We start from the raw sequence: 19,869 nt of genomic DNA on the forward strand, positions 1-19,869 counted from the left end.
CGTGCCCCGCACCCCCGCGGACGAGCCCAAGAAGCTGGTCCTCAACCTGTTCGAGATGAACACGGTCAGCCACATCACCCACGGCCTGTGGCGGCTGCCCGGCAACAACCGCCACCGCTTCGGCGACCTCGACTACTGGACCGAGCTGGCCCAGCTCGCCGAGGACGGCGGCTTCCACGCCGTGTTCCTCGCCGACGTCGTCGGCGCCTACGACACCTTCCGCGGCGGGCCGGAGACCGCGATCCGCGAGGGGCTGCAGATCCCCTCCAACGACCCCCTGCTCGTGGTCCCCGCGATGGCCGCCGTGACGCGCCACCTGGGGTTCGGCATCACCTTCTCCACCACGTACGAGCCGCCGTTCGCGTTCGCGCGGCGCATGTCGACGCTCGACCACCTCACCCGCGGCCGCGTCGGGTGGAACGTGGTGACCTCCTACCTGCCCAACGCCGCCCGCAACTTCGGGCTGGCCGGCGAGGTGCCGCACGACCGGCGCTACGAGATCGCCGACGAGTTCCTCGACGTCACCTACAAGCTGTGGGAGGGCTCCTGGGACGACGACGCCGTGGTGGCGGACGCCGACGGCGGCGTGTGGAGCGACCCCTCGAAGGTGCGCCGCATCGACCACGTCGGGGAGCACTACAGCGTGCAGGGGCCTCACCTGTCGGCCCCGTCGCCGCAGCGCACCCCGGTGGTGTTCCAGGCGACCGGCTCCCCCGCCGGCACGCGGTTCGCCGGCCGTCACGCCGAGGTGGTCTTCACCGGCGGTCGCACCGCCACCGACTTCCGCGCGAACGCGCAGCGGATGCGCGACGCCGCGGCCCTGCACGGGCGCAGCGGGGACGAGCTGAAGTTCGTCGTGCAGGCCGGGGTCGTGGTCGGGCGCACCGAGGAGGAGGCGAGGCGGACCTGGGACGAGTACCGGAAGCACTCCAGCGTCGAGGGGATCCTCGCCCACCGGGGCTACCCGATCGACCTGCCCAACCTGCCTCCGCAGCTGCGGGTGGTCGACGCGCTCGACCAGGCGGGCCTCCCGCCGAGCGCGCTGCCCGGCGTGACGCCCGAGACGACCGTCGGGGAGGCCCTGCGGGCAGCGGCCGAGCAGCGGGAGGACCGCTACTTCGTCGTCGGCACACCGACGGTGGTGGCCGACGAGATCGAGCGCTGGCTCGACGAGGACGGCGTCGACGGCATCAACCTGCGGCAGTACCACTCCTTCGACACCCTGACCCGGTTCGCCGAGCTGGTGGTGCCCGAGCTGCGCCGCCGCGGGCGCCTGGCCGAGCGGCCGGAGTCGCCGCAGACGCTGCGGGAGACCCTGTTCGGGCGGGGGCCGCGGCTGCCGGAGACCCACCCCGCGACGCGCTACCGGGGCGGGGCGAACCTCGACGGCTCGCTCGCGCCGCTGCGCTTCGGGGAGACCTCCGGGCCGCCCCCGTCCCTGCTCGACCGATGATGAGGTCATGACGACCGCAGTCATCATCGGAGCCGGACCGGGCCTGGGGGCCGCTGCCGCGCGGCGCTTCGGGGCCCAGGGCTTCGACGTCGCCCTGGTGTCCCGGACCCAGGCGAACGTCGACGCCCTCGCCGAGCAGCTGCGCGACCGGGGCGTCACCGCGCGCGGCTACGCGGCGAGCGTGCGCGACCTGGACTCGCTGCGCACGGCGCTGCGCCGGGCCGCCGGGGACCTCGGGCCCGTCGAGGTGGTGCAGTACAGCCCCATCCCCCAGCGCGAGTTCCTGCGCCCGGTGCTGGAGACCGACGCCGCCGACCTGCGCGCCGCCGTCGAGTTCTCGATCCTCGGTCCGCAGGCCGTCGTCAGCGAGGTGCTCCCCGGCATGCGGACCCTCGGGCGGGGCACCCTGCTCTTCGTCAACGGCGGCAGCGGCGCGCGCCCGAACCCGGCGGTCGCCGGGACGTCGGTCGCCTTCGCCGGTGAGAGCGCCTACGCGCGGATGCTGCACGACGTGCTCGCCGACGACGGCGTGCACGTGGGCCAGCTGATCGTCCCCGGGGGAATCGCCGTGGGTCACCCCACCCACGACCCCGACGTGCTCGCCGGTCACCTGTGGCGGATGCACGCCGAGCGGGCGGGGTTCCGCGTCTTCGCCGAGCCGATGCCCGACGTCGTCTGACGCCCCACCAGCTCAGCCGAGCGCCCGGGTCTCCGGCGGCGCGAGGGGGCGGAACCGCTGGCAGGTGCAGGCGTCGCAGCCCGTCCGCACGTGCGGGTGCTCGTGCAGGTGCCACATGTGGCCGCAGGTGCACAGGGTCATCGCGACGGCCGCCTGCCGGTCGACGTCGGCCAGCTCGGGCAGCCACTCCTCACGAGGGGCGGTCCACCGCGCCACGAGGCGGCGCAGCGCGTCGACGAGCACGCTCCCAGGGTGGGTCTGTCGCGCGGACCGCACAAGACGCATCCGCTGACCGCAGCGGCAGATTCATGATCGTCCAGGGCTCCAGCCAGCCGCCGCCGTGCCGGAGCAGGAGGTGGACGCCGCGAGGGACGGCGCCCGGGAGAGGGGTCGCGAGCTCGTGCGCACGACTGCCAGCAGGAGGTGCGCCCTGGTCCAGTGGGCGCTCTGCTCCGCCGCGCTCACCGCCGCGGCGCTGCTGACCCGCGCGGTGCTGCACCCCGCCGGTGTGGACCTGCCGCTGGACGCCACGCTCACCCTGGCGCTCGTGCTGGGCCTGGTCGGGAGCCCCGCGGCGCGCCTGCGCATCGAGGCCCTAGCGAGCGGGCGCTCCGCCGTCCCCGTCCTCTTCGCGTGGTGCGCCGGCCTGGCCGCGCTGCTCACGTGGCTGGGGATCGGGGTGCTCGTGCCGGCGGCGGCGACGGGGGCGGCCATGCACGCCGTCGTCGTCGCCCCGCAGCGGCGCCGCGCGGTCCAGAGCTTCGTCATCACGGCCGTGGTGACGGCGGGCTCGCTCACCGCCGAGGGCCTCGGCCTGGCCGCGGGCCTGCTCCCGGTGCCCGCGTCCACGGCCCTCTCGCTCGCCTTCCTCGCCATCACCTGGCCCAGCGTCATGAACGCCTTCGAGGCCTCCGAGCGGGCCTCCCGCGAGCGGCTGGAGCACGTCGCGGAGCTGGAGCACGCCAGCCAGCACGACGCCCTCACCGGGCTCCTGAGCCGCCGCGGCCTCGAGGCGCGGCTGGAGGCGGCGTGCGCGCAGGCCGCCCCGGACCGCGCCTGCGCCGTCCTGTTCGTGGACCTCGACGGGTTCAAGGCCGTCAACGACGCGCACGGCCACGCCGCCGGTGACGCGCTGCTGGTGGAGGTGGCGTCGCGGCTGCGCAGCTGCGTGCGGGACGGCGACGCCGTGGCCCGCGTCGGCGGTGACGAGTTCGTGCTGGTGCTCACCCGCGTCGCCGGTGAGGCCGAGGTCGGGGCGGTCGCCGGACGGGTCGGCGCGCGGGTCGCGGCCGAAGTGGTGCTGGACGGCGGCGCGCGCGTCCGCGTGGGCGCCAGCACGGGGACGGCGCTCGCCACGAGCCCCTGCTCGGCCGACGAGCTGCTCACCGCGGCAGACGCCCGCACGTACGCGCAGAAGCGCACCCGCCGGACCGACCGACCAGCTCCGGCGGCCCCGGTCCCCTGACGCCGAAGGGCCCCTGACCAGAAGATCTGGTCAGGGGCCCTTCGATGACTCGGTGTCCGGAGGGGGACTTGAACCCCCACCCCCTCTCGGGGACTAGCACCTCAAGCTAGCGCGTCTGCCTATTCCGCCACCCGGACGAGTGCGGGAGTGACACTAGCACCCGGGTCAGGTCGCCCCTGCGGCCCCTTCCCCCGGCGCGTCCGGAGGCCTACCGTCGCGAGCCAGCTCGCACCGGAGGGAGCAGGGGAATGACCAGCGCGACGCACGACGGCGAGGCGGGCCCGGGGCCCGTGGTGGTCGGGTACGACGGGTCGGACGGGGCCCGGCGGGCCCTGTCCTGGGCGGCTGAGGAGGCCCAGCGCCGCAGCGCGGTGCTGCAGGTGACGGTCTGCACCGACTGGCACCCGGTGAGCTCTCCGGAGGCCGCCGGCGTGCTGGTCAGCGCGCCCGACCTGGAGGTCGTGGGGCAGGAGCTGGCCGACGACGCCGTCGGCCGCCTGCGCGCCGACCACCCGGGGCTCCGGGTGCGCACCGAGGTGCGGGCGTGGGCGCCGCCGGTGCCGTCGCTGCTGGCCGAGAGCGAGCGCGCCCAGCTCGTGGTGCTCGGCTCGCGGGGGCGCGGCGCGTTCGCCGACCTGATGCTCGGCTCGACGAGCGCGCAGGTGGCGGTGCACGCGCACTGCCCCGTCGTCGTCGTGCGGCCCCCCGGCCCCGCCGGCGGCGGAGCTGCGCCGGGAGCGACGGGTGGCGTGGTCGTCGGGGTCGACGGCTCCCCCGCCGCCCGGGCGGCGCTGGCCTTCGCCGTGGAGACCGCCGCCCAGCGCGGCGCCGCGCTCAAGGCCGTGAGGGTCTGGCAGGTGCCCTCGCTGTGGGGCTCCGGCCAGCACCCAGCCCCGGGGGCGCGCGTCGCCGACCTGGAGCGCGCCGAGCAGGAGCTGCTCGACGCCGACGTCACCGCCGCGCTCGACGCCGCCGGGCCCCGGCCCGCCCTGGAGGTGAGCGCCGTCGTCGTCCAGGGACACCCCGTCGACGCGCTGCTGCAGTCCGCGCGCGGAGCGGACCTGCTGGTCGTGGGCTCGCGGGGCTCCGGCGGGTTCCGCGGGCTGCTGCTCGGCTCGGTCAGCCGAGCGGTGCTGCACCACGCCCGCTGCCCGGTGGGGATGGTGCACTCGCAGAGCGCCCAGGAGCGCTGAGCCGCAGCCGCCACGGGAGCACCAGCCACAGCCCGGCGAAGACGACGGCGGCGACCCCGCCCGCCACCAGCCCCGCGCCGCCGCCGAGCAGCACCGACACCACGAGCAGGACGACGGCGACCAGCGCTCCCGCCAGGCACGCCAGCCCGGCCACGGCGCAGCGGTGCCCCACCTGCACCAGCTCGGCGCGGGCGCGGCGGCGGAACAGGGCGCGGTGGGTGCTGACGGGTGCGGCGAACAGGGCCGTCGCCAGCACCGCCAGCCCGACGGCCACGAGGTAGACGGCCACCTGCCAGGTGGGCGCGGCCTCGAAGCGCGGCTGGAACGGCAGCGTCAGCAGGAACCCGGTGAGCACCTGCACCCCGGTCTGCACCACGCGGAGCTCCTGCAGCAGCTCGGCCCAGTGGCGGTCGAGCTGGGTCAGGGCCTCGCCGCGGGGCGCGAGGTCGGCGTCGTCCACCGGGCCATGCTCGTGGCGGGCGCCGCGGGGCGCACGGGATGATCCCCGGCCCCTGGGTGCCCCGGACGACGAGCGGGCCCCCGGCGCCGGTGACGGCGCGGGGGGCCCGCTCGGCTCCCTGGGAGGGGTCAGCTGGTGATCAGCCGCTGGTCAGCTGGTGGCGGTGAGCGCGGCGACGACGTCCTGCTCGGACAGCGCGATGGACAGGTCGAGCAGGTCGTCCATGGTGAGCGCGGGGCCCGCGTGGACCTCCATCGCCTCCATCGGGAGGCTCGAGACGCGCACGCCCCGGGCCGACAGCCCCGTGACCACGCGCTCGGAGGCCTGCTTGGTGACCAGGCCGGAGCACGTCGGGCACGTGAACTGGTAGAAGCTGCGGCTCGGGTCCGACGCGCAGACCACGAGGTCGAACGCGTCGGCCGGCAGGGTCATGGCCCCGCAGACCGGGCACGAGCAGGTGATGCGCGCGGGCTCACCGGCGCGGGGTGCTGGCGTGGTCGGGTCGGGCACGGCGGCCTCCTCGGGTCTGCTGTCCGTAGCACGACGCTAGGGGCGCCCGGTCCCGGATCCGGGGAGGCGCGCCGCACGGACCTGCACCTCAGCGCACTCCTGTCGACAGGTGCATAAGCGAGTGATACAAATAGTGCATGCCCTCAGCAACCACCTCGGACGCCGACGGCGCTCCGCGGGCTGAGCTCGCCGCCGCCCTGGAGGACCTGCTCGCCTGGGCCCGCCGCCTCGTGCCGCCCGGCGAGCTCAGCCTCGCCTCGACGGCGCTGCTGGCCCGGCTGGCGCGCAGCGGCGGCGCCGGCGTCTCCGCCCTCGCCGTCGCCGAGGGCGTCAGCCAGCCCGCGATGAGCCAGATGGTCGCCCGCCTCGAGCGGGACGGCCTGCTCACCCGCGAGCGCCACCCCGACGACGGGCGCGCGCTCGTCGTCGTCCTCACCGAGGCCGGCCGCGAGGTGGTCACCCAGCGGCGCGCGCAGCGGGCCCGGGCGCTGTCGGCGCTGGTCGACGCGGCCGGCCCCGAGGACGCCGCCGCGCTCGACGGCGCGACGCCGGCCCTGGTGCGCCTCGGGCGCGCCGCCTCCACCGCTCAGGCCAGCCAGACCGGTCACACCACCCAGAACACCGGAAGGACCCCGCTCTCGTGAGCTCCACCCGTTCGACCGCTGCAGCACCGGCTGCCGCGCAGCACTCGCCGACCTCGCTGAAGGCGCTGCGCGAGCAGCCCCGCGCCGTGTGGGCGGTCGCCTTCGCCTGCGTGATCTCGTTCATGGGGATCGGGCTGGTCGACCCGATCCTGCCCGTCATCAAGGACGAGCTCGGCGCCACGCCCGGCCAGGTGTCGCTGCTGTTCACCAGCTACCTGGTGGTGACGGCGGTCGCGATGCTGTTCGTCGGCGCGGTCTCCAGCCGCATCGGCGCCAAGAAGACGCTGGTCGCGGGCCTCGCCATCATCGTCGTGTTCTCGGCGCTGGCCGGGGCCGCCGGCGGCGTCGACGCCATCGTCGGCTTCCGCGCCGGCTGGGGGCTGGGCAACGCCCTGTTCATCGCCACGTCGCTGGCGGTCATCGTCGCGAGCGCCACCGGCGGCTTCGCCGGCGCGATCATCCTGTACGAGGCGGCGCTCGGCCTGGGCATCGCCGTCGGGCCGCTCGTGGGCGGCCTGCTCGGCGGCATCTCGTGGCGGGGCCCGTTCTTCGGCGTCGCGGTGCTCATGACCCTCGCGCTGGCCCTGACCGTCCTGCTGGTGCCGTCGGCCCCGAAGCCCGCGCGCCCCACCCCCGTGCTCGCGTCGCTGAAGGCGCTGCGGCACCGCTCGCTGCTGACGATGGCGCTGGCGGCCCTGGCCTACAACTGGGGCTTCTTCACCCTGCTCGCTACGCGCCGTACCCGATGGAGCTCGGCGTGCACCAGCTCGGGCTGGTCTTCTTCGCCTGGGGCCTGCTGGTCGCCGCGTTCAGCGTCTGGGTGGCCCCGCGCCTGCAGGCCCGCTTCGGCACCGCGCCCACCATGTACGCCGTCTTCGCGGCCCTCGCGGTGCTCCTCGGCGTCATCGCCGCCGGGATCGACCACCCCGCCGTCGTCATCGCCGCGACCATCGCCTCGGGCGCCTTCATCGGCATCAACAACACGCTGATGACGCAGGCCGTGATGCTGGTGTCGCCGGTGGAGCGGCCCGTCGCGTCGTCGTCGTACGGCTTCCTGCGCTTCATCGGCGGCGGGCTCGCGCCGTTCGTCGCCGGGCAGCTGACCGCCGCCAGCGGTGGGTTCGCGCTGGCGTTCTGGGTCGGCGCCGGGGCGCTCGTGGTGGCCATCGCGATCCTCGCGACCGGGCACCGGATGCTCGCCAGCGCGGAGGCCGCGGCCCCCGCCGCCCACGGCGACACCCCCGAGCAGGCGCTGGCCGTGCCGGAGCCGGCGGGCGAGGGCCTCGACCTGGACCGCCTGGCCCAGGAGGCCCCCACCGCCCGCCGCTGACCCCCACCTCCCCTCCGTGATCATGGGCGTCCGCCACCCCGGGGGTGGCGGACGCCCATGATCACGGAGGGGTGGCGCCTACTTGCGGGTGCTGCGCAGGACGGCGAGGCGGGCGCGGTAGCCCTCCTCGTCGACCTCCCCGCGGGCTAAGGACTCGCGGAGCACGGTCTCGGCGCCGCGGCGGTGACGACGCCGCACGGCGAACACCACCGCCCCGATGACGAGCACCCAGAAGAGCAGCGGCACGAGGACCCACGGGCCGGGGCCACCGCCGTGCCAGGGACCGGAGCCCCAGCGCGGGTCGGCGGCGGTGCCGGTGACGGTGCTGGTCAGGAGTGCGTCCATGCCGACCACGGTGCTCGGGCCGAGCCGCCCGCCGCGTCGGCCTGCGCGCGTCACCTGCGCTGCGCCCCACGGCGTACACGGGCGGCCCGGCGGGTCGCCAGGACCCGCTCAGCCCTGCCAGCCGGGGCGGACCAGCCCCGTCTCGTCGGCGAGCACCACCAGCTGGGTGCGGTCGCGGGCACCGAGCTTCGCGAGGACCCGCCCGACGTGCGTGCGCGCCGTCGCGGGGCTCAGCACCAGCCGGGCGGCGACCTCCTCGTTCGACAGCCCCTCGGCCACCAGCGCCATCACCTCGCGCTCCCGGTCGGTGAGCGCGTCCAGGCGGTGGTCGTGGGGCGGCGGGGCCGAGCGCGCCGCGAACTCCGCGACCAGGCGCCGCGTGGCCCCCGGGCTCAGCAGCGACTCCCCCGCCGCCGCCACCCGCACCGCCCGCACCAGGTCGGCGGGCTCGGTGTGCTTCACCAGGAACCCGGTGGCGCCGGCGCGCAGCGCGTCGAAGACGTACTCGTCGAGCTCGAAGGTGGTCAGGACGACGACGCGCACCCCCGCCAGCGCCGGGTCGCCCGTGATGCGCCGGGTCGCCTCGATGCCGTCGAGCCGGGGCATCCGGACGTCCATCAGGACCACGTCCGGGCGCAGCTCGCGGGCCAGGGCGAGGGCCTGCTCGCCGTCGTCGGCCTGGCCGACCACCTCGACGTCGTCCTGGGCGTCGAGCAGGGCGGCGAAGCCCGCGCGGACCAGCAGCTGGTCGTCGGCGACCACGACCCGGACCGGCTCGCTCACAGCGGCAGCACCCCCTCCACGCGCCAGCCTCCCCCGGGCCTCGGCCCCGCCTCCAGGCGGCCGCCGAGGGCGTGGGCGCGCTCGCGCATGCCGGGCAGGCCGCCACCGCCGGAGGGCGGGCCTGCGGCGGGGCTCGCCGCCGGAGGCGCCGGGGCGGCCCCGCCGTCGTCGTCGACCCTCACCAGCAGCTCGCCCTCGCTCCGTCGCAGCAGCAGGCGCGCCCCCGAGCCGGGCGCGTGGCGCGCGACGTTGGTCAGGGCCTCCTGCACCACGCGGACCGCGGCCAGGTCGACGGCGACGGGCAGCCCGCCCAGGTCGCCCTCGACGTCGGCGGTGACCGGCAGCCCGGCGCTGCGGGCGCGGGCCAGGAGCGCGTCGACGTCGGCCAGGGCGGGTGCTGGCGAGCGCGGGGCGCGGAGCGGCTCGTCGTCGGAACCGCGGAGGGAGGCGAGCACGCCGTGCACCTCCACCAGGGCGTCGCGGCTGGCGGAGCGGATGGCGGTGAGGGCCTCGCGGGCGACCTCGGGCCTGCGGTCCATGAGCTCCAGGGCCACCCCGGACTGCACGGTGATCATCGACAGGCTGTGGCCGATGACGTCGTGCAGCTCGCGGGCCACGGCCAGGCGCTCGTCGCTGGCGCGGCGCCGCCGCTCCTGCTCGGCGCGCAGGCGGCGGTCGGCGGCGGCGGCCCGGCGGCTGCGCGCGGCCTCGGCCACCGCGACGACGACCAGCAGCCACGCCAGCGACCCGAGCACCGACGACCAGGGGTCGAACACCGGCAGCCACGCCGGCAGCACGAACCACGTCGCGGCCCGCGTCACCGCCAGCAGCGCGTACGCACGCCGTCGCTGCACGAGGCCCGTGCGGCCGGGTGGCGAGCCGGCGACGGCGAGTGCCGCCGTCACCGCAGCGGCCAGCCACACCGGTCCGCTGGTGCCGACGACGCCGACCCAGACCAGGACGGCTGCACCGGCCACCACCTGGGCCGCGTGCGGGTGGCGGCGCCAGAGCAGGGCCAGGGGCCCGGCGAGTAGCACCGGCAGCAGCGCCGCGAACGGCTCGACGGACTCCCCGAGGACCCGCGTGACGGCCCGCGACCCCACCACCTGGACCACGGCGACCACCACCGCCGGGGCCACCAGCCGCAGCCGGCTCCGCTGGCGGTCGGCGGCGTCAGCCGGGTCGGGCTCGTCAGCCGGGTCGGGCTCGTCAGCCGGGTCGGCCGGGGTCGCCGGGTGGGGCGCGTCGGGGTCCGGCTCCGGTGACCGTCCGTGCGCGGCGGGGGGCCCGGCGCTCGAGCGGTCGGAGGTCACCGCTCGACGCTAGCCACCGGAGCCGCTGGCGTCGTCGTCCTGCTGGCTGAGCCGCCCGTACGCAGCGCTGCGTACGCCCCCGAAGCCCCCGTGGGGGGATCTGCGCCACTCAAGAACGGCGCAGGGCCACCCCGTGCCGTCGAGAGGAGGCTGCCGGGGGTGGCGGACGCCCATGATCACGAGGGGTGGGTGGGCGGCCCCGGTCGGGTGCGGATCTTGGCGATCGGTGGGTCGCGGGGCCCTCAACGAGCCACCGATCGCCAAGATCTGCAGGCCGGTACCCACCGAGAGCCGCCGAGAGCCGCTGAGACCCCGACGAACGGGGCGGAACGGCGCGGCGCCACCACCTCCGCCGCCCGCGGTGACTAGCGTGTGACGCCGGGTGGCGAGCCGTCACCCGGTCGGACAGCCGGTCGAACAGCGGGGAGGCGAGCGCGGTGCTGGGTCACTCGCACGCGATGTCGGGGCTGGCTGCCGGTGCGGCGACGCTGCCGTGGGCCGGGCAGGTCGGTGTCAGCGGACCCGTCGAGCAGCTCGCGTGGGTGGCCGCCTGGGGCGGCTTCGCGATGCTGCCGGACCTCGACCAGGGCGGCATCCACTGGCGCGGCGTCATGCCGAGCTCCACCGGCTCCACCGTGGCCCGCATGTGGGGCCCGGTGACCACGACGCTGGCCAGCGCGGTGGGCAAGATCGCCGGCGGTCACCGCCAGGGCACCCACGACCTGCTGCTCGCACCCGCCATCTTCGGCCTGCTCACGGCCCTCGCCGCGCACAACACCTACGCGTCGATGGCGGTCATCGCCCTCGGCATCGGGCTGGCGCTGCAGGCGCTCCACGTCGTCATCCCCGGCAGGGTCGAGCAGACCGTCATCGGCAACGTCGTCATCTCGGCGCTGGGCGCCTGGTGGGTGACCGGGACGGCCAACCACGCCCTGGAGTGGCTGCCGTGGGCGGTGGCCGGCGGCGTCGTCGTCCACATCCTCGGCGACTGGCTCACCGTGGGCGGCGTCCCCGTACCGCTGACGTGGGTCGGCGGGCACTCGGTGCGCCTGTCGGCGGGCCTGTTCAAGACGGGGGCCAAGACCGAGCACGTGGTGGCCACGATGTTCGCGGTGGCCGCCGTCGTCGGGGTCGTCGCCTTCAGCCCGCTGCAGGGCTACCTGGCGCCCGTCATCGACCCCGTGATGACGAGCGCCCCGCTCAGCCCCTGAGACCAGGGGCCGGGCGGGGCGCGTCGCCAGCCGTGAGACCGGCCAGGCGGCTCAGTAGTGGTCGGGGCGCTCCGGGCGCACCCGGGGCTTGCGGCCCCGGATGAGGCTGCCCGACAGCGCCTGCACGACGTCGTCCGCGGCACCCGCGGGCACCTCGACGAGGCTGTAGCGCTCGTGCACGGTGATCGTGCCGACGTCGCCACCGCCCAGGCGCGACTCGCCGGTGATGGCGCCGACCAGGTCCTGCGGGCGCACGCCGGCCTGGCGGCCGAGGCTCACCCAGACCCGGGAGACGTCGCCGGACAGGCGGGGCTTGCGCGCCCGCGGCGGGCCGGCGGCCGACAGCGGCGCGCGCCGCCCCTCGCCGCGCGAGCCGCCGACGGGCGAGCGGCCCAGCGAGCGCTCCTGCCCGGCGCGGGGGCCGGACCGGGGAGCGCGCACCGAGGCGTCGGGGACGTCGGGCTCGTCGGTGTCCTCGCCGCGCACCTGCGCGAGCAGCGCCAGGGCCGCCGCGGCGACCTCCAGCGGCTCCCGCTCGGCGGACAGCTGCGCCGCGAGCTCGCGCGCCGCGGCGATCCGACGGCGGCCGGCGGGGCCGTCGTCGTCACCGGTCAGCGCGGCGTCGACCGCGAGGGCCGTCCGCTCGGCGCGCTTGGCGGCGAGGTCGGCGGCCGTCGGCACCGGGAGCACCGCGATGGAGGCGCGGGCGGCGCGCTCCAGGCCGTTGATGTACCGGGCCTCCCGGGGCTCGGCGATGGTGATGGCGACGCCGGTGCGCCCGCCGCGGCCCACACGGCCGATGCGGTGCACGTACGCCTCGGAGGAGGCGGGCACGTCGTAGTTGATGACGTGCGTGAGCTGCTCCACGTCGAGGCCGCGGGCCGCGACGTCGGTGGCGATCAGCAGCTGGGCGACGCCGGAGCGCAGGCGCCCCATCACGCGGTCGCGCTGGTCCTGGCTCATGCCGCCGTGCAGCGCCTCGGCGCGCGCGCCGCGGCCGTTGAGGGCCTCGGTGAGCTCGTCGACCTCGCCGCGGCTGCGGCAGAAGATGATCGCCGCGGCCGGGGCCTCGACGTCGAGCACGCGGCGCAGCGCCGGGAGCTTCCACGCGCGCTGGACGACGTGGGCGCGCTGCTCCACCAGCGGCGCACCGCTGGCGGGGACCTCGCGCTGCAGGACGACGCGCACCGGGTCGGTCTGGTGCGTGCGGGCGATGCGCTCGATGCGGCCGGCCATCGTGGCGCTGAAGAGCACCGTCTGCCGCTCGCGCGGGGCCTTCTCGAGGATGCCCTCGATCTCCTCCTGGAACCCGGCGTCGAGCATCTCGTCGGCCTCGTCGAGGACGACGGTGCGCACGCCGGACAGGTCCAGGCTGCCGCGGGAGAGGTGGTCGAGCACGCGGCCCGGGGTGCCGACGACGACGTCGACGCCGCGCTGCAGCTCCCGCAGCTGGACGCCGATCGGGGCGCCGCCGTAGACGGCGAGCACGCGGACGCCCAGGCCGGAGCCGTACGACGTCGTGGCCGCGGCCACCTGCAGGGCCAGCTCGCGGGTCGGGGCGAGCACCAGCGCGGACGGGCCGCGGCCGGTGGGCTCGCCGGCGCGGCTCGCGTCGGCGAGGCGCTGCAGCAGCGGCAGCGCGAACGCCGCGGTCTTGCCGGTGCCGGTGGCGGCCCGGCCGAGCAGGTCGCGCCCGGCGAGCAGGTGCGGCACCGCCTCGGCCTGGACCGGGGTGGGCTCCTCGTAGCCGAGGTCGTTCAGGGCCGCCAGCAGCTCCGGGCCGAGACCGAGGTCGGCGAAGCGCACGGCCTCGGGCTGGCGGGGGCGCTGCGGGGCGCGGGCAGGGGCCTCGTCGGCCGGCTGCTCGTCGGCCGGCTCGTCGGCCGGCTCAGCAGGCTGCTCAGCCGGCTGCTCGGCGGCCGGCTGGGGCTCGTCGTCGGCGTCAGCGGCCGGCGCGGACGGCTGGTCGGCTGCCTGCTCGGCAGGCTCCTCGGACGACGCGTCGGCGGCCTGGGCCGTCGGCTGGTCGGTGGACTGCTCGACGACCTCCACGGCCTGCTCCTGGGGAGCGGCTCCGGGGGTCTCGTCGGGCTGGGGGGTGGCGGGCGCGTCGGCGCTCGGCGGCATCTGGGGACTCCTCTTGCGGGCGGCGACGCGCCGACCCGCTCCCCCATGGTCCCGCAGGTCTCGAGCGGACGCGACCACCCTCCCCCGGAGCGGCCGCAGGGAGGGCCTCAGGCGGTGGGCAGGTCGCCCCGCTCCATGGCCCGCTCGACCACCACGAGCATGTCCTCGGCGGTCGGCGCCGTCTCCCAGCCCTCGGCGTCGTCCCCCGGGTGCACCAGCACGCCGACGACGGTGCGCAGCGGGAACAGGCCGGCCGTGGTCGAGACCGGCTCGGCGAGCGCGTCGCGGACCGCGGTCACCACGCGCGCCGCGGCGGCCTCGCCGGAGTCCAGCGGCAGCTCGGACATCACCGCCACGAACCGCCCGCCGCCGAGGTGGGCGACCGCGTCGCTGCGCCGCACGTGGCGCCGCAGGCGGCTGGCGACGACGCCGAGCACGGTCCCGTCGGGCGTGCGGTCACCGGTGGCGCAGAACAGCAGCCCGGTGGTGGTGCCGGGCCGCTGGCGGCCCAGCTCGCGGGTGAGGGAGGCCAGCAGGTCGCCCCGCAGCGGCAGCGACGCGCGCGCCTCGGGGCGCAGGTCGGGCCGCAGGTCGAGCGGCACCGGACCCAGGGGGCGGGCGTCCCGCACCTCGGAGGCCTCGGCGGTCGGGTCGGCGGTCTCCGCAGCCAGGTCGGCGGCCGGGCCGTCGACGGGCTCGAGCCCCTCGAGGCGCTCGGGGGCCGAGCGGACCTCCAGCGACGGGTCCGACGGCGCGGGTGCGGGCAGACCGGCCACGGGCAGCGCCCCGACGGCGGCCAGCAGCAGCGCGCCGACGTCCCCGGTGACGCACGACGTCGACGGGCCCGTCGCCACCACCTCCACCTCCAGCGGCGAGGCGAGCGCGCGCAGCGCGGCGTGGGCGCGCGGGTCGGGCGTGGTCAGCACCAGCTGGGGCGCGTCGGCGCCGGGGGCGACGTCAGCGGCGGCGGGGGCGCAGGAGCAGTGGCGGGCGCCGTCTCGGTGGCAGGTCACGCCCCCGCATCGGCAGGGGTGCGGCACCCCTTGACGACCGCCCGGCGCAGGGAGGGAGCGTCACCCGGACGCCCGGGCCCACAGGCCCCGGCCCGGCCAGGCCCGGCCCGGCCCGGCGCCGTCAGGCGCGCTGGGCCGCCCGGTGCTTGCGCACGCGACGCACCACGAGGAGCGCGACGGCCACGACGACGGCGCCGATGACCACCTTGTCGAGGACGTCGGCGTAGCCGGAGACGCGGTCCCACTGGGAGCCGAGGTAGAACCCCCCGCCGATGAGCAGCGCGTTCCACAGCGCCGTCCCGGCCGTCGTGTAGATGAGGAACTGCCCGATCGGCATCTCCGCGGCACCGGCCGGCAGGGAGATCAGGCTGCGGACGCCGGGGATGAGGCGCCCGAAGAAGACGGCGGAGCGCCCGTGGCGGCGGAACCACCGGGTGGCGGCGTCGGCGTCGTCGGCGTCGACCAGGGGCATCTTCGCCAGCAGGGCCACCGCGCGGCGCTGGCCGATCCGGCGGGCCAGCTCGTACAGCAGCACCGCCCCCAGCACCCCGCCGGCGGTGGCGGCGAGGAAGACCGCGACCAGGCCCATGCGCCCCTGGTAGGCCAGGAACCCGCCGAGCGGCAGCACCACCTCGCTGGGGATCGGCGGGAACACCGTCTCCAGCAGCGTCAGCAGGAACACCCCGGGCCACCCCAGGGCGTCCATGACGTCGGCGACCCACCCGGACAGCCCGGTGAGGCCGTGGGAGCTCGAGGTGGTCGCAGAGGCGAGCAGGGGCATCATCACCGGCGAGCGTAGGTGAGGACGCCCCCCTCCACCCGCCGGCGATCACCCGGCCGCGCCCCCGCCGCTGCCCCGCCGCTGCCCCCGCCGCTGCCCCCGCGGGGGACGGCGCCCACCGGTCGCGCGCGCCCCCCGCCCCCGGCACAGTGGCGCTCGTGACCTTCGAAGGAACGCCCGGCTCGTCGTCCGTCGAGATCCCGCTCGACGACCCGCTCGGCGTCGCGAGCCCCCTCGACGCCGGCGAGGAGGACCCGGACGCGGCCGCGACGGCCGAGCTGCCCGGCCACGGCGTCGACGAGGTGGTCGACACCGCCCCCGGAAGCCCCGTGCAGGAGCCCGCCATCGGCTCCCCCGCGCAGGACCACTGACCCACCCCGCCCCGCCCCTGACGCGCTGACCGAGGAGATCCCGTGGACCTCGACCGCCCCACCGCCCCCGAGCCCTACGGCCAGCTGCCGAAGGTGCCCGCGTTCACCGTGACGAGCACCGACGTCGCCGACGGCGAGCCCATGGCCGACCGCCACTCCGCCGAGGGCGGCAGCACCTCCCCGCAGCTGGCGTGGAGCGGGTTCCCTGAGGGCACGAAGTCGTTCGTGGTGAGCTGCTTCGACCCCGACGCCCCCACCCCGGCGGGCTTCTGGCACTGGACCGTCTTCGGCATCCCCGCCTCGGTGACCGAGCTGCCCACCGGCGCCGGTGACGAGGGCTCGCTGGCGCTGCAGGGCGGGACCGCCGTCCGCAACGACGTCGGCGGGGCCGGCTTCACCGGCGCCGCGCCGCCTCCCGGCGACCGCCCGCACCGCTACGCCTTCGCCGTCCACGCCCTGGACACCGACGACCTGGGCCTCGACGCCTCCGCCACCCCGACCGTCGTGGCGTTCACGGCCCTGTTCCACACGATCGGCCGGGCCGTGGTCACGCCGACATACCAGGTGCCGGCTTGACGGCAGGGCAGGGCCCGGGCGGCGGTCCTGGCGGGCTGACCTGGGTCCCGGCGCTGGAGCGCCCGGACCTGCTGGCCCCGCCCGTGGCCGAGGCGCTGCGGGGCTGGGAGCACGCCAGCGCCGTCCGCGTCGCCGAGATCGACCCCGAGCTCGCCGACACCGCGGCGCTGGTCGAGGCCACCGGGGCACCCGCTGGCGTCATGGCCAACTGCGTCGTGGTCGCGGGGCGCCGCGGCGAGGTCGAGCGGGTCGCCGCGTGCGTGGTCCTGGCGACCACCCGCGCCGACGTCAACGGCCTGGTCCGGCGCCGCCTCGACGCCCGCAAGGCGTCGTTCCTCGGCCACGACGCCGCCGTGACGGGCTCCGGCATGGAGTTCGGCGGCATCACCCCGGTGGGGCTGCCGCGCGCGTGGCAGGTGCTGGTCGACGTCGCCGTCCTCGACGTCGACGACGCGGTCATCGGCTCCGGCCTGCGCCGCTCGAAGCTGGCCCTCCCGGCTGGCTCGTCGCCCAGCTGCCCGGGGCCGAGGTGTCCGAGGGCCTCGGCGTCCCCCTGCCCGCCACCGCCCCGTGATCATGGGCCTCCGCCACCCGTGAGGCGGCACCTGGCCGCGGCAGGGCCCGCGAGCGCCGACGTCGCGTGGGAGCGGTACGCCGACCCGCAGCTGTGGCCGACGTGGTCGCCGCAGATCGCGTCGGTGCGGACGAGCACTCCGCGCCTGGCCAGCGGGACCACCGGGGTGGTCCGCGGGCACGGCGGCCTGCTGCTCGACTTCCTCGTGGAGGAGGTGGACGACGCCGCGCGCCGCTGGTCGTGGTCGGTGGTCCCCCGGCGCGCCGGGGGCCTGCCGCTGCCGGAGCCGCTCCAGCGCCTGGGGCGGCTGCACCTGGTGCACGCCGTGCTCGACAGCGGGCTCGACAGCGGGCTCGACAGCGGGCTCGGCGACAGGGGGCTCGGCGCCAGGGCCGGCAGCGCCACGACGCTGCTGGTCACCGGCTCGGCGCCCGTCGTCGTCGCCTACGCGCCCCTCGCGGGGCTGGCCCTGGGCCGCCTGGTCCGCTGACGGGCCCCGACCGGCTGCTCAGGTCCGGTCGAGCGCGCGCAGGGCGGGTCCGTCGAGGGGCCGACGGCCGACCTCGACCCCGTCGAGCGCACCGGTGCGCCGCAGCCCGTCCAGCGCGGTGGTCTTGCCCGCAGCCGCGGAGCCGGCGGGGAGGACTCGCCCACGGGCAGGTCCACCCGGTCCGGCACAGAGGGGGTGGAGTCCTCCCCGCCGGTCCGTGCCTCCGTGAGCTCAGCGCTGGCGGTCGGCCTGGAGGCGGAGCCCGGCGAGCAGGAGGTCGAGGCCGGCGCGGAACTGCTCGGCGTCCTCGTGGACGGCGAACTCCTCCACGACGTGGCGGATGAAGGGGAACTGCTCGGGGTCGAGCCCGCGCCAGTGCGCCACCAGGTCGTCGAGGCCCCGCTCGGGCTCGGCGGCGTCGCCACCGGCTGCCTCGGGGCGGCGGCCCAGGTCGGCAGCGGTGCCGATGACGTAGCCCATGACGGCGGAGACGGCGTGGAAGGTCTCCCGCGGGGGCAGGTGCAGGCGCAGGACCTGCTGGCCCAGGCGCTCGTAGAGGAGCACCGCGTTCGGCTGCAGGTCGACGTCGCGCAGGAAGTACGCGCCCAGCCACGGCCTGCTGGAGACCGCCTCGAAGAAGGCGACGGCGACGGCGCGGAGGTCGTCCACGGGGTCCGGTGAGCCGGTGGCGCCCTCGGTGTCGGCGAGCACGCCGGCGAGCACGTGGTCGCTGGCGCGGGCGACGAGCTCGTCCTTGCCGGAGACGTACCAGTAGATGCTGCCGACGCCCCCGCCGAGCCGGGCGGCCAGCGCGCGGAAGGTCAGCGCGGCCTCGCCGTCCTCGTCGAGCAGCGCGACCGCCTCGCCGACGACGGCCTCCAGGGAGTGCGAGGCGCGCTGCCGCGACCCGCCGGTCCGAGCGGTGCTCCGGGTCTCGGCCATGACGCCATCCCACCACATGCTTGCGCGCGGACCGAACAGCGTTCTAGAGTTACCGAACCGCGTTCGATACAGCGCGGACCGCTTCTCGAGAGGAGGGACGCCATGAGCACCAGCACGTCGTCGCAGACCGCCCAGACGCCCACGACCACCCCAGGCACCGACCCGACCCCGCACACGCACACCTCGCTGGGAGCCGCGTGGGTCCCGCTGCTCGCGCTGTGCCTGGCCTTCTTCGTCGAGATGGTCGACAACACCCTGCTGACCATCGCGCTGCGACCATCGGCCGTGACCTCGGCAGCGGCACCACCGCCCTGCAGTGGGTGACCGGCGCCTACTCCCTCACCTTCGGCGGCCTGCTCCTCACGGCGGGCTCCGCCGCCGACCGGCTCGGCCGCCGCCGGGTGCTGCTGGTCGGGCTGAGCGCCTTCGGCCTCATCAGCCTGCTCGCGGCGCTGGTCACGACGGCGGGCGAGCTCATCGCGCTGCGCGCCGCCCTGGGCGTGGCCGCCGCGATGATGGCGCCGATCACCAACTCGCTGGTGTTCCGCCTCTTCGACGACGAGGCGCTCCGCATGCGCGCCATGACGGTGATGATCGTCGTCGGCATGAGCGGCTTCGTGCTCGGACCGCTGCTGGGCGGCACCGCCCTGGCGCACGTGGGCTGGGAGTGGCTGCTGGTGGTCAACGCGCCGATCGCGCTCGTCGCCTGGCTCGGCGTGCGCTTCGGCGTGGCGGCCGACCGCCGCGAGGACCTCACCGACGACCGCCTCGACCTGCCCGGCGCCGTCCTGTCGACGGCCACGATCGGCCTGGCCTGCTACACGCTGACCAGCGGCATCGAGCACGGGTGGCTCTCGCTGGCCACCACCGGCTCGGCCCTCGGGGCGGTGCTCGCCCTGGTGGCGTTCGTCCGGCACGAGCGCCGCACCGCTCAGCCCATGCTCGACCTGGACGTCTTCCGCAGCGGCACCGTCCGCGGCGCCGCCCTGGCGCAGGTCGGCACGTCGATCGCGATGGCCGCGGTGATGTTCTCGCTGGTCCTGCACTTCCAGTACGCCTACGGCTGGAGCCCGGTGCGCGCGGGCCTGGCCAACCTGCCGATCATCCTGACGATGCTCGCGGCGTCGCCGGTCTCCGAGCAGCTCGCGAAGCGCCTCGGGCACCGCACCGCCTGCCTCGTCGGCGCCGGCCTCCTCGCCGCGTCGCTGGCGGGCCTGGCCGTCGGCGTCGACCACGGCTACCCGGCCATCGCCGCCTGCATGGTGGTCATGACCGTCGGGCTGCGCACCGTGATGACGATCTGCGCCGTCGCCCTCGTCAGCGCCGCGCCGGAGAACCGCACCTCGCTGGCCACCTCGCTGAACGACACCGCCCAGGAGGTCGGCACCAGCGTCGGCACCGCCGTGGTCGGCACGCTCATCGCCGCGCTGGTGACGGCGTCGCTGCCCGCGGGCACCTGGAGCAGCGAGCTGGTGACCTCGTTCTTCCACGGCGAGCGGGTCGCGTTCACGGCGCTGGCCGTCGTCGTCGGGGTCGTCGCCGGCCTCGGCGCGATGACGCTCACCGACTCGCGCAGCACCGACGAGCACGCCCCCGCCGACGCCTGAGC

The 19,869-nt window shown here is 76.6% G+C and carries 19 protein-coding genes, 1 tRNA gene and 2 pseudogenes; 11 read left to right on the forward strand and 11 right to left on the reverse strand.

Annotated features, from left to right (window positions below; all coding sequences use genetic code 11):
* The first annotated feature begins 1 nt into the window (after position 1).
* Together F1641_RS17480 and F1641_RS17485 are read left to right on the forward strand one after the other, a co-directional pair.
* Positions 2–1,453 (forward strand): NtaA/DmoA family FMN-dependent monooxygenase, encoded by a 1,452-nt coding sequence (locus F1641_RS17480; RefSeq protein WP_206691429.1) that lies wholly within the window; start codon positions 2–4, stop codon positions 1,451–1,453.
* 7 nt (positions 1,454–1,460) lie between these two features.
* Positions 1,461–2,132 carry an SDR family NAD(P)-dependent oxidoreductase gene (locus F1641_RS17485; protein ID WP_194907710.1) on the forward strand — a complete coding sequence of 224 codons (672 nt, stop codon included), beginning with the start codon at positions 1,461–1,463 and terminating at the stop codon, positions 2,130–2,132.
* Between the two features lie 12 nt (positions 2,133–2,144).
* Here F1641_RS17485 and F1641_RS17490 read toward each other — a convergent pair whose 3' ends face one another.
* Positions 2,145–2,375, reverse strand: a complete 231-nt coding sequence (locus tag F1641_RS17490) for a hypothetical protein (RefSeq protein WP_194907712.1) — start codon at positions 2,373–2,375, stop codon at positions 2,145–2,147.
* Positions 2,376–2,487: 112 nt separating this feature from the next.
* On the opposite strand from F1641_RS17490, the gene F1641_RS23500 reads away from it, so the two are divergent.
* Entirely contained in the window at positions 2,488–3,597 is a 1,110-nt protein-coding gene (locus tag F1641_RS23500; protein ID WP_194907714.1) for a GGDEF domain-containing protein, read from the forward strand.
* 53 nt (positions 3,598–3,650) lie between these two features.
* On the opposite strand, the gene F1641_RS17500 is transcribed toward F1641_RS23500, so the two are convergent.
* A tRNA-Leu gene (locus F1641_RS17500) sits at positions 3,651–3,734 on the reverse strand.
* Positions 3,735–3,845: 111 nt separating this feature from the next.
* Here F1641_RS17500 and F1641_RS17505 point away from each other — a divergent pair.
* The gene (locus F1641_RS17505) at positions 3,846–4,790 is read left to right on the forward strand and encodes a universal stress protein (protein WP_194907716.1); all 945 of its coding nucleotides are present in this window, start codon (positions 3,846–3,848) and stop codon (positions 4,788–4,790) included.
* Here the strand turns inward: F1641_RS17505 and F1641_RS17510 are convergent.
* Both F1641_RS17510 and F1641_RS17515 read right to left on the reverse strand, forming a co-directional pair.
* Positions 4,717–5,250, reverse strand: coding sequence for a DUF6328 family protein (locus F1641_RS17510; protein ID WP_194907717.1), 534 nt, complete (start codon positions 5,248–5,250; stop codon positions 4,717–4,719). The two genes, F1641_RS17505 and F1641_RS17510, sit on opposite strands and share 74 nt — an antisense overlap.
* Before the next feature lie 150 nt (positions 5,251–5,400).
* Complete coding sequence (locus tag F1641_RS17515; protein WP_194907718.1) at positions 5,401–5,760, reverse strand: hypothetical protein; 360 nt, start codon at positions 5,758–5,760, stop codon at positions 5,401–5,403.
* A 137-nt stretch (positions 5,761–5,897) separates the two neighbouring features.
* Between F1641_RS17515 and F1641_RS17520 the strand changes: the two genes are divergently transcribed.
* A complete protein-coding gene (locus tag F1641_RS17520) occupies positions 5,898–6,404 on the forward strand; it encodes a MarR family transcriptional regulator (RefSeq protein ID WP_194907719.1) in 507 nt (168 codons plus the stop codon).
* 56 nt (positions 6,405–6,460) lie between these two features.
* Positions 6,461–7,734 (forward strand): annotated as a pseudogene (locus tag F1641_RS24040) (MFS transporter).
* A 78-nt stretch (positions 7,735–7,812) separates the two neighbouring features.
* Here F1641_RS24040 and F1641_RS17530 read toward each other — a convergent pair.
* The 3 genes from F1641_RS17530 to F1641_RS23505 form a co-directional block, all read right to left on the reverse strand.
* Complete coding sequence (locus tag F1641_RS17530) at positions 7,813–8,079, reverse strand: SHOCT domain-containing protein (protein ID WP_194908235.1); 267 nt, start codon at positions 8,077–8,079, stop codon at positions 7,813–7,815.
* Between the two features lie 108 nt (positions 8,080–8,187).
* Positions 8,188–8,862, reverse strand: a complete 675-nt coding sequence (locus F1641_RS17535; RefSeq protein ID WP_194907720.1) for a response regulator transcription factor — start codon at positions 8,860–8,862, stop codon at positions 8,188–8,190.
* On the reverse strand, positions 8,859–10,175 hold the full coding sequence (locus tag F1641_RS23505) for a histidine kinase (RefSeq protein ID WP_194907721.1): 1,317 nt from the start codon (positions 10,173–10,175) through the stop codon (positions 8,859–8,861). Before F1641_RS23505 ends, F1641_RS17535 begins: the two co-directional genes overlap by 4 nt.
* A 437-nt stretch (positions 10,176–10,612) precedes the next feature.
* Between F1641_RS23505 and F1641_RS17545 the strand changes: the two genes are divergently transcribed.
* Positions 10,613–11,386: a metal-dependent hydrolase gene (locus tag F1641_RS17545; protein ID WP_194907722.1), complete on the forward strand. Its 774-nt coding sequence runs from the start codon at positions 10,613–10,615 to the stop codon at positions 11,384–11,386.
* A gap of 51 nt (positions 11,387–11,437) precedes the next feature.
* Here the strand turns inward: F1641_RS17545 and F1641_RS17550 are convergent, their stop codons facing one another.
* The 3 genes from F1641_RS17550 to F1641_RS17560 all read right to left on the reverse strand — a co-directional run bounded on the left by F1641_RS17550 (position 11,438) and on the right by F1641_RS17560 (position 15,310).
* On the reverse strand, positions 11,438–13,513 hold the full coding sequence (locus F1641_RS17550) for a DEAD/DEAH box helicase (protein ID WP_194907723.1): 2,076 nt from the start codon (positions 13,511–13,513) through the stop codon (positions 11,438–11,440).
* Positions 13,514–13,620: 107 nt separating this feature from the next.
* Positions 13,621–14,526 (reverse strand): diguanylate cyclase domain-containing protein, encoded by a 906-nt coding sequence (locus F1641_RS23510; RefSeq protein ID WP_194907731.1) that lies wholly within the window; start codon positions 14,524–14,526, stop codon positions 13,621–13,623.
* A 121-nt stretch (positions 14,527–14,647) separates the two neighbouring features.
* Complete coding sequence (locus tag F1641_RS17560) at positions 14,648–15,310, reverse strand: DedA family protein (RefSeq protein WP_206691431.1); 663 nt, start codon at positions 15,308–15,310, stop codon at positions 14,648–14,650.
* A gap of 155 nt (positions 15,311–15,465) precedes the next feature.
* Here F1641_RS17560 and F1641_RS17565 point away from each other — a divergent pair, with 155 nt between their 5' ends.
* The 3 genes from F1641_RS17565 to F1641_RS22180 are packed head-to-tail and all read left to right on the forward strand — an operon-like array spanning position 15,466 to position 17,318.
* Entirely contained in the window at positions 15,466–15,678 is a 213-nt protein-coding gene (locus F1641_RS17565) for a hypothetical protein (RefSeq protein ID WP_194907732.1), read from the forward strand.
* Positions 15,679–15,720: 42 nt separating this feature from the next.
* Positions 15,721–16,254, forward strand: coding sequence for a YbhB/YbcL family Raf kinase inhibitor-like protein (locus tag F1641_RS17570; protein ID WP_194907734.1), 534 nt, complete (start codon positions 15,721–15,723; stop codon positions 16,252–16,254).
* Positions 16,251–17,318 (forward strand): YbaK/EbsC family protein, encoded by a 1,068-nt coding sequence (locus F1641_RS22180; protein ID WP_255515045.1) that lies wholly within the window; start codon positions 16,251–16,253, stop codon positions 17,316–17,318. Before F1641_RS17570 ends, F1641_RS22180 begins: the two co-directional genes overlap by 4 nt.
* A 231-nt stretch (positions 17,319–17,549) precedes the next feature.
* Here the strand turns inward: F1641_RS22180 and F1641_RS17585 are convergent, their stop codons facing one another.
* Entirely contained in the window at positions 17,550–18,260 is a 711-nt protein-coding gene (locus tag F1641_RS17585) for a TetR/AcrR family transcriptional regulator (RefSeq protein WP_194907736.1), read from the reverse strand.
* A 102-nt stretch (positions 18,261–18,362) separates the two neighbouring features.
* Here F1641_RS17585 and F1641_RS17590 point away from each other — a divergent pair.
* Positions 18,363–19,867, forward strand: a pseudogene (locus tag F1641_RS17590) (MFS transporter).
* The last annotated feature ends 2 nt before the right edge of the window (positions 19,868–19,869 follow it).

Source organism: Quadrisphaera sp. INWT6 (genome assembly GCF_015390235.1).
Classification (GTDB): Bacteria; Actinomycetota; Actinomycetes; order Actinomycetales; family Quadrisphaeraceae; genus Quadrisphaera.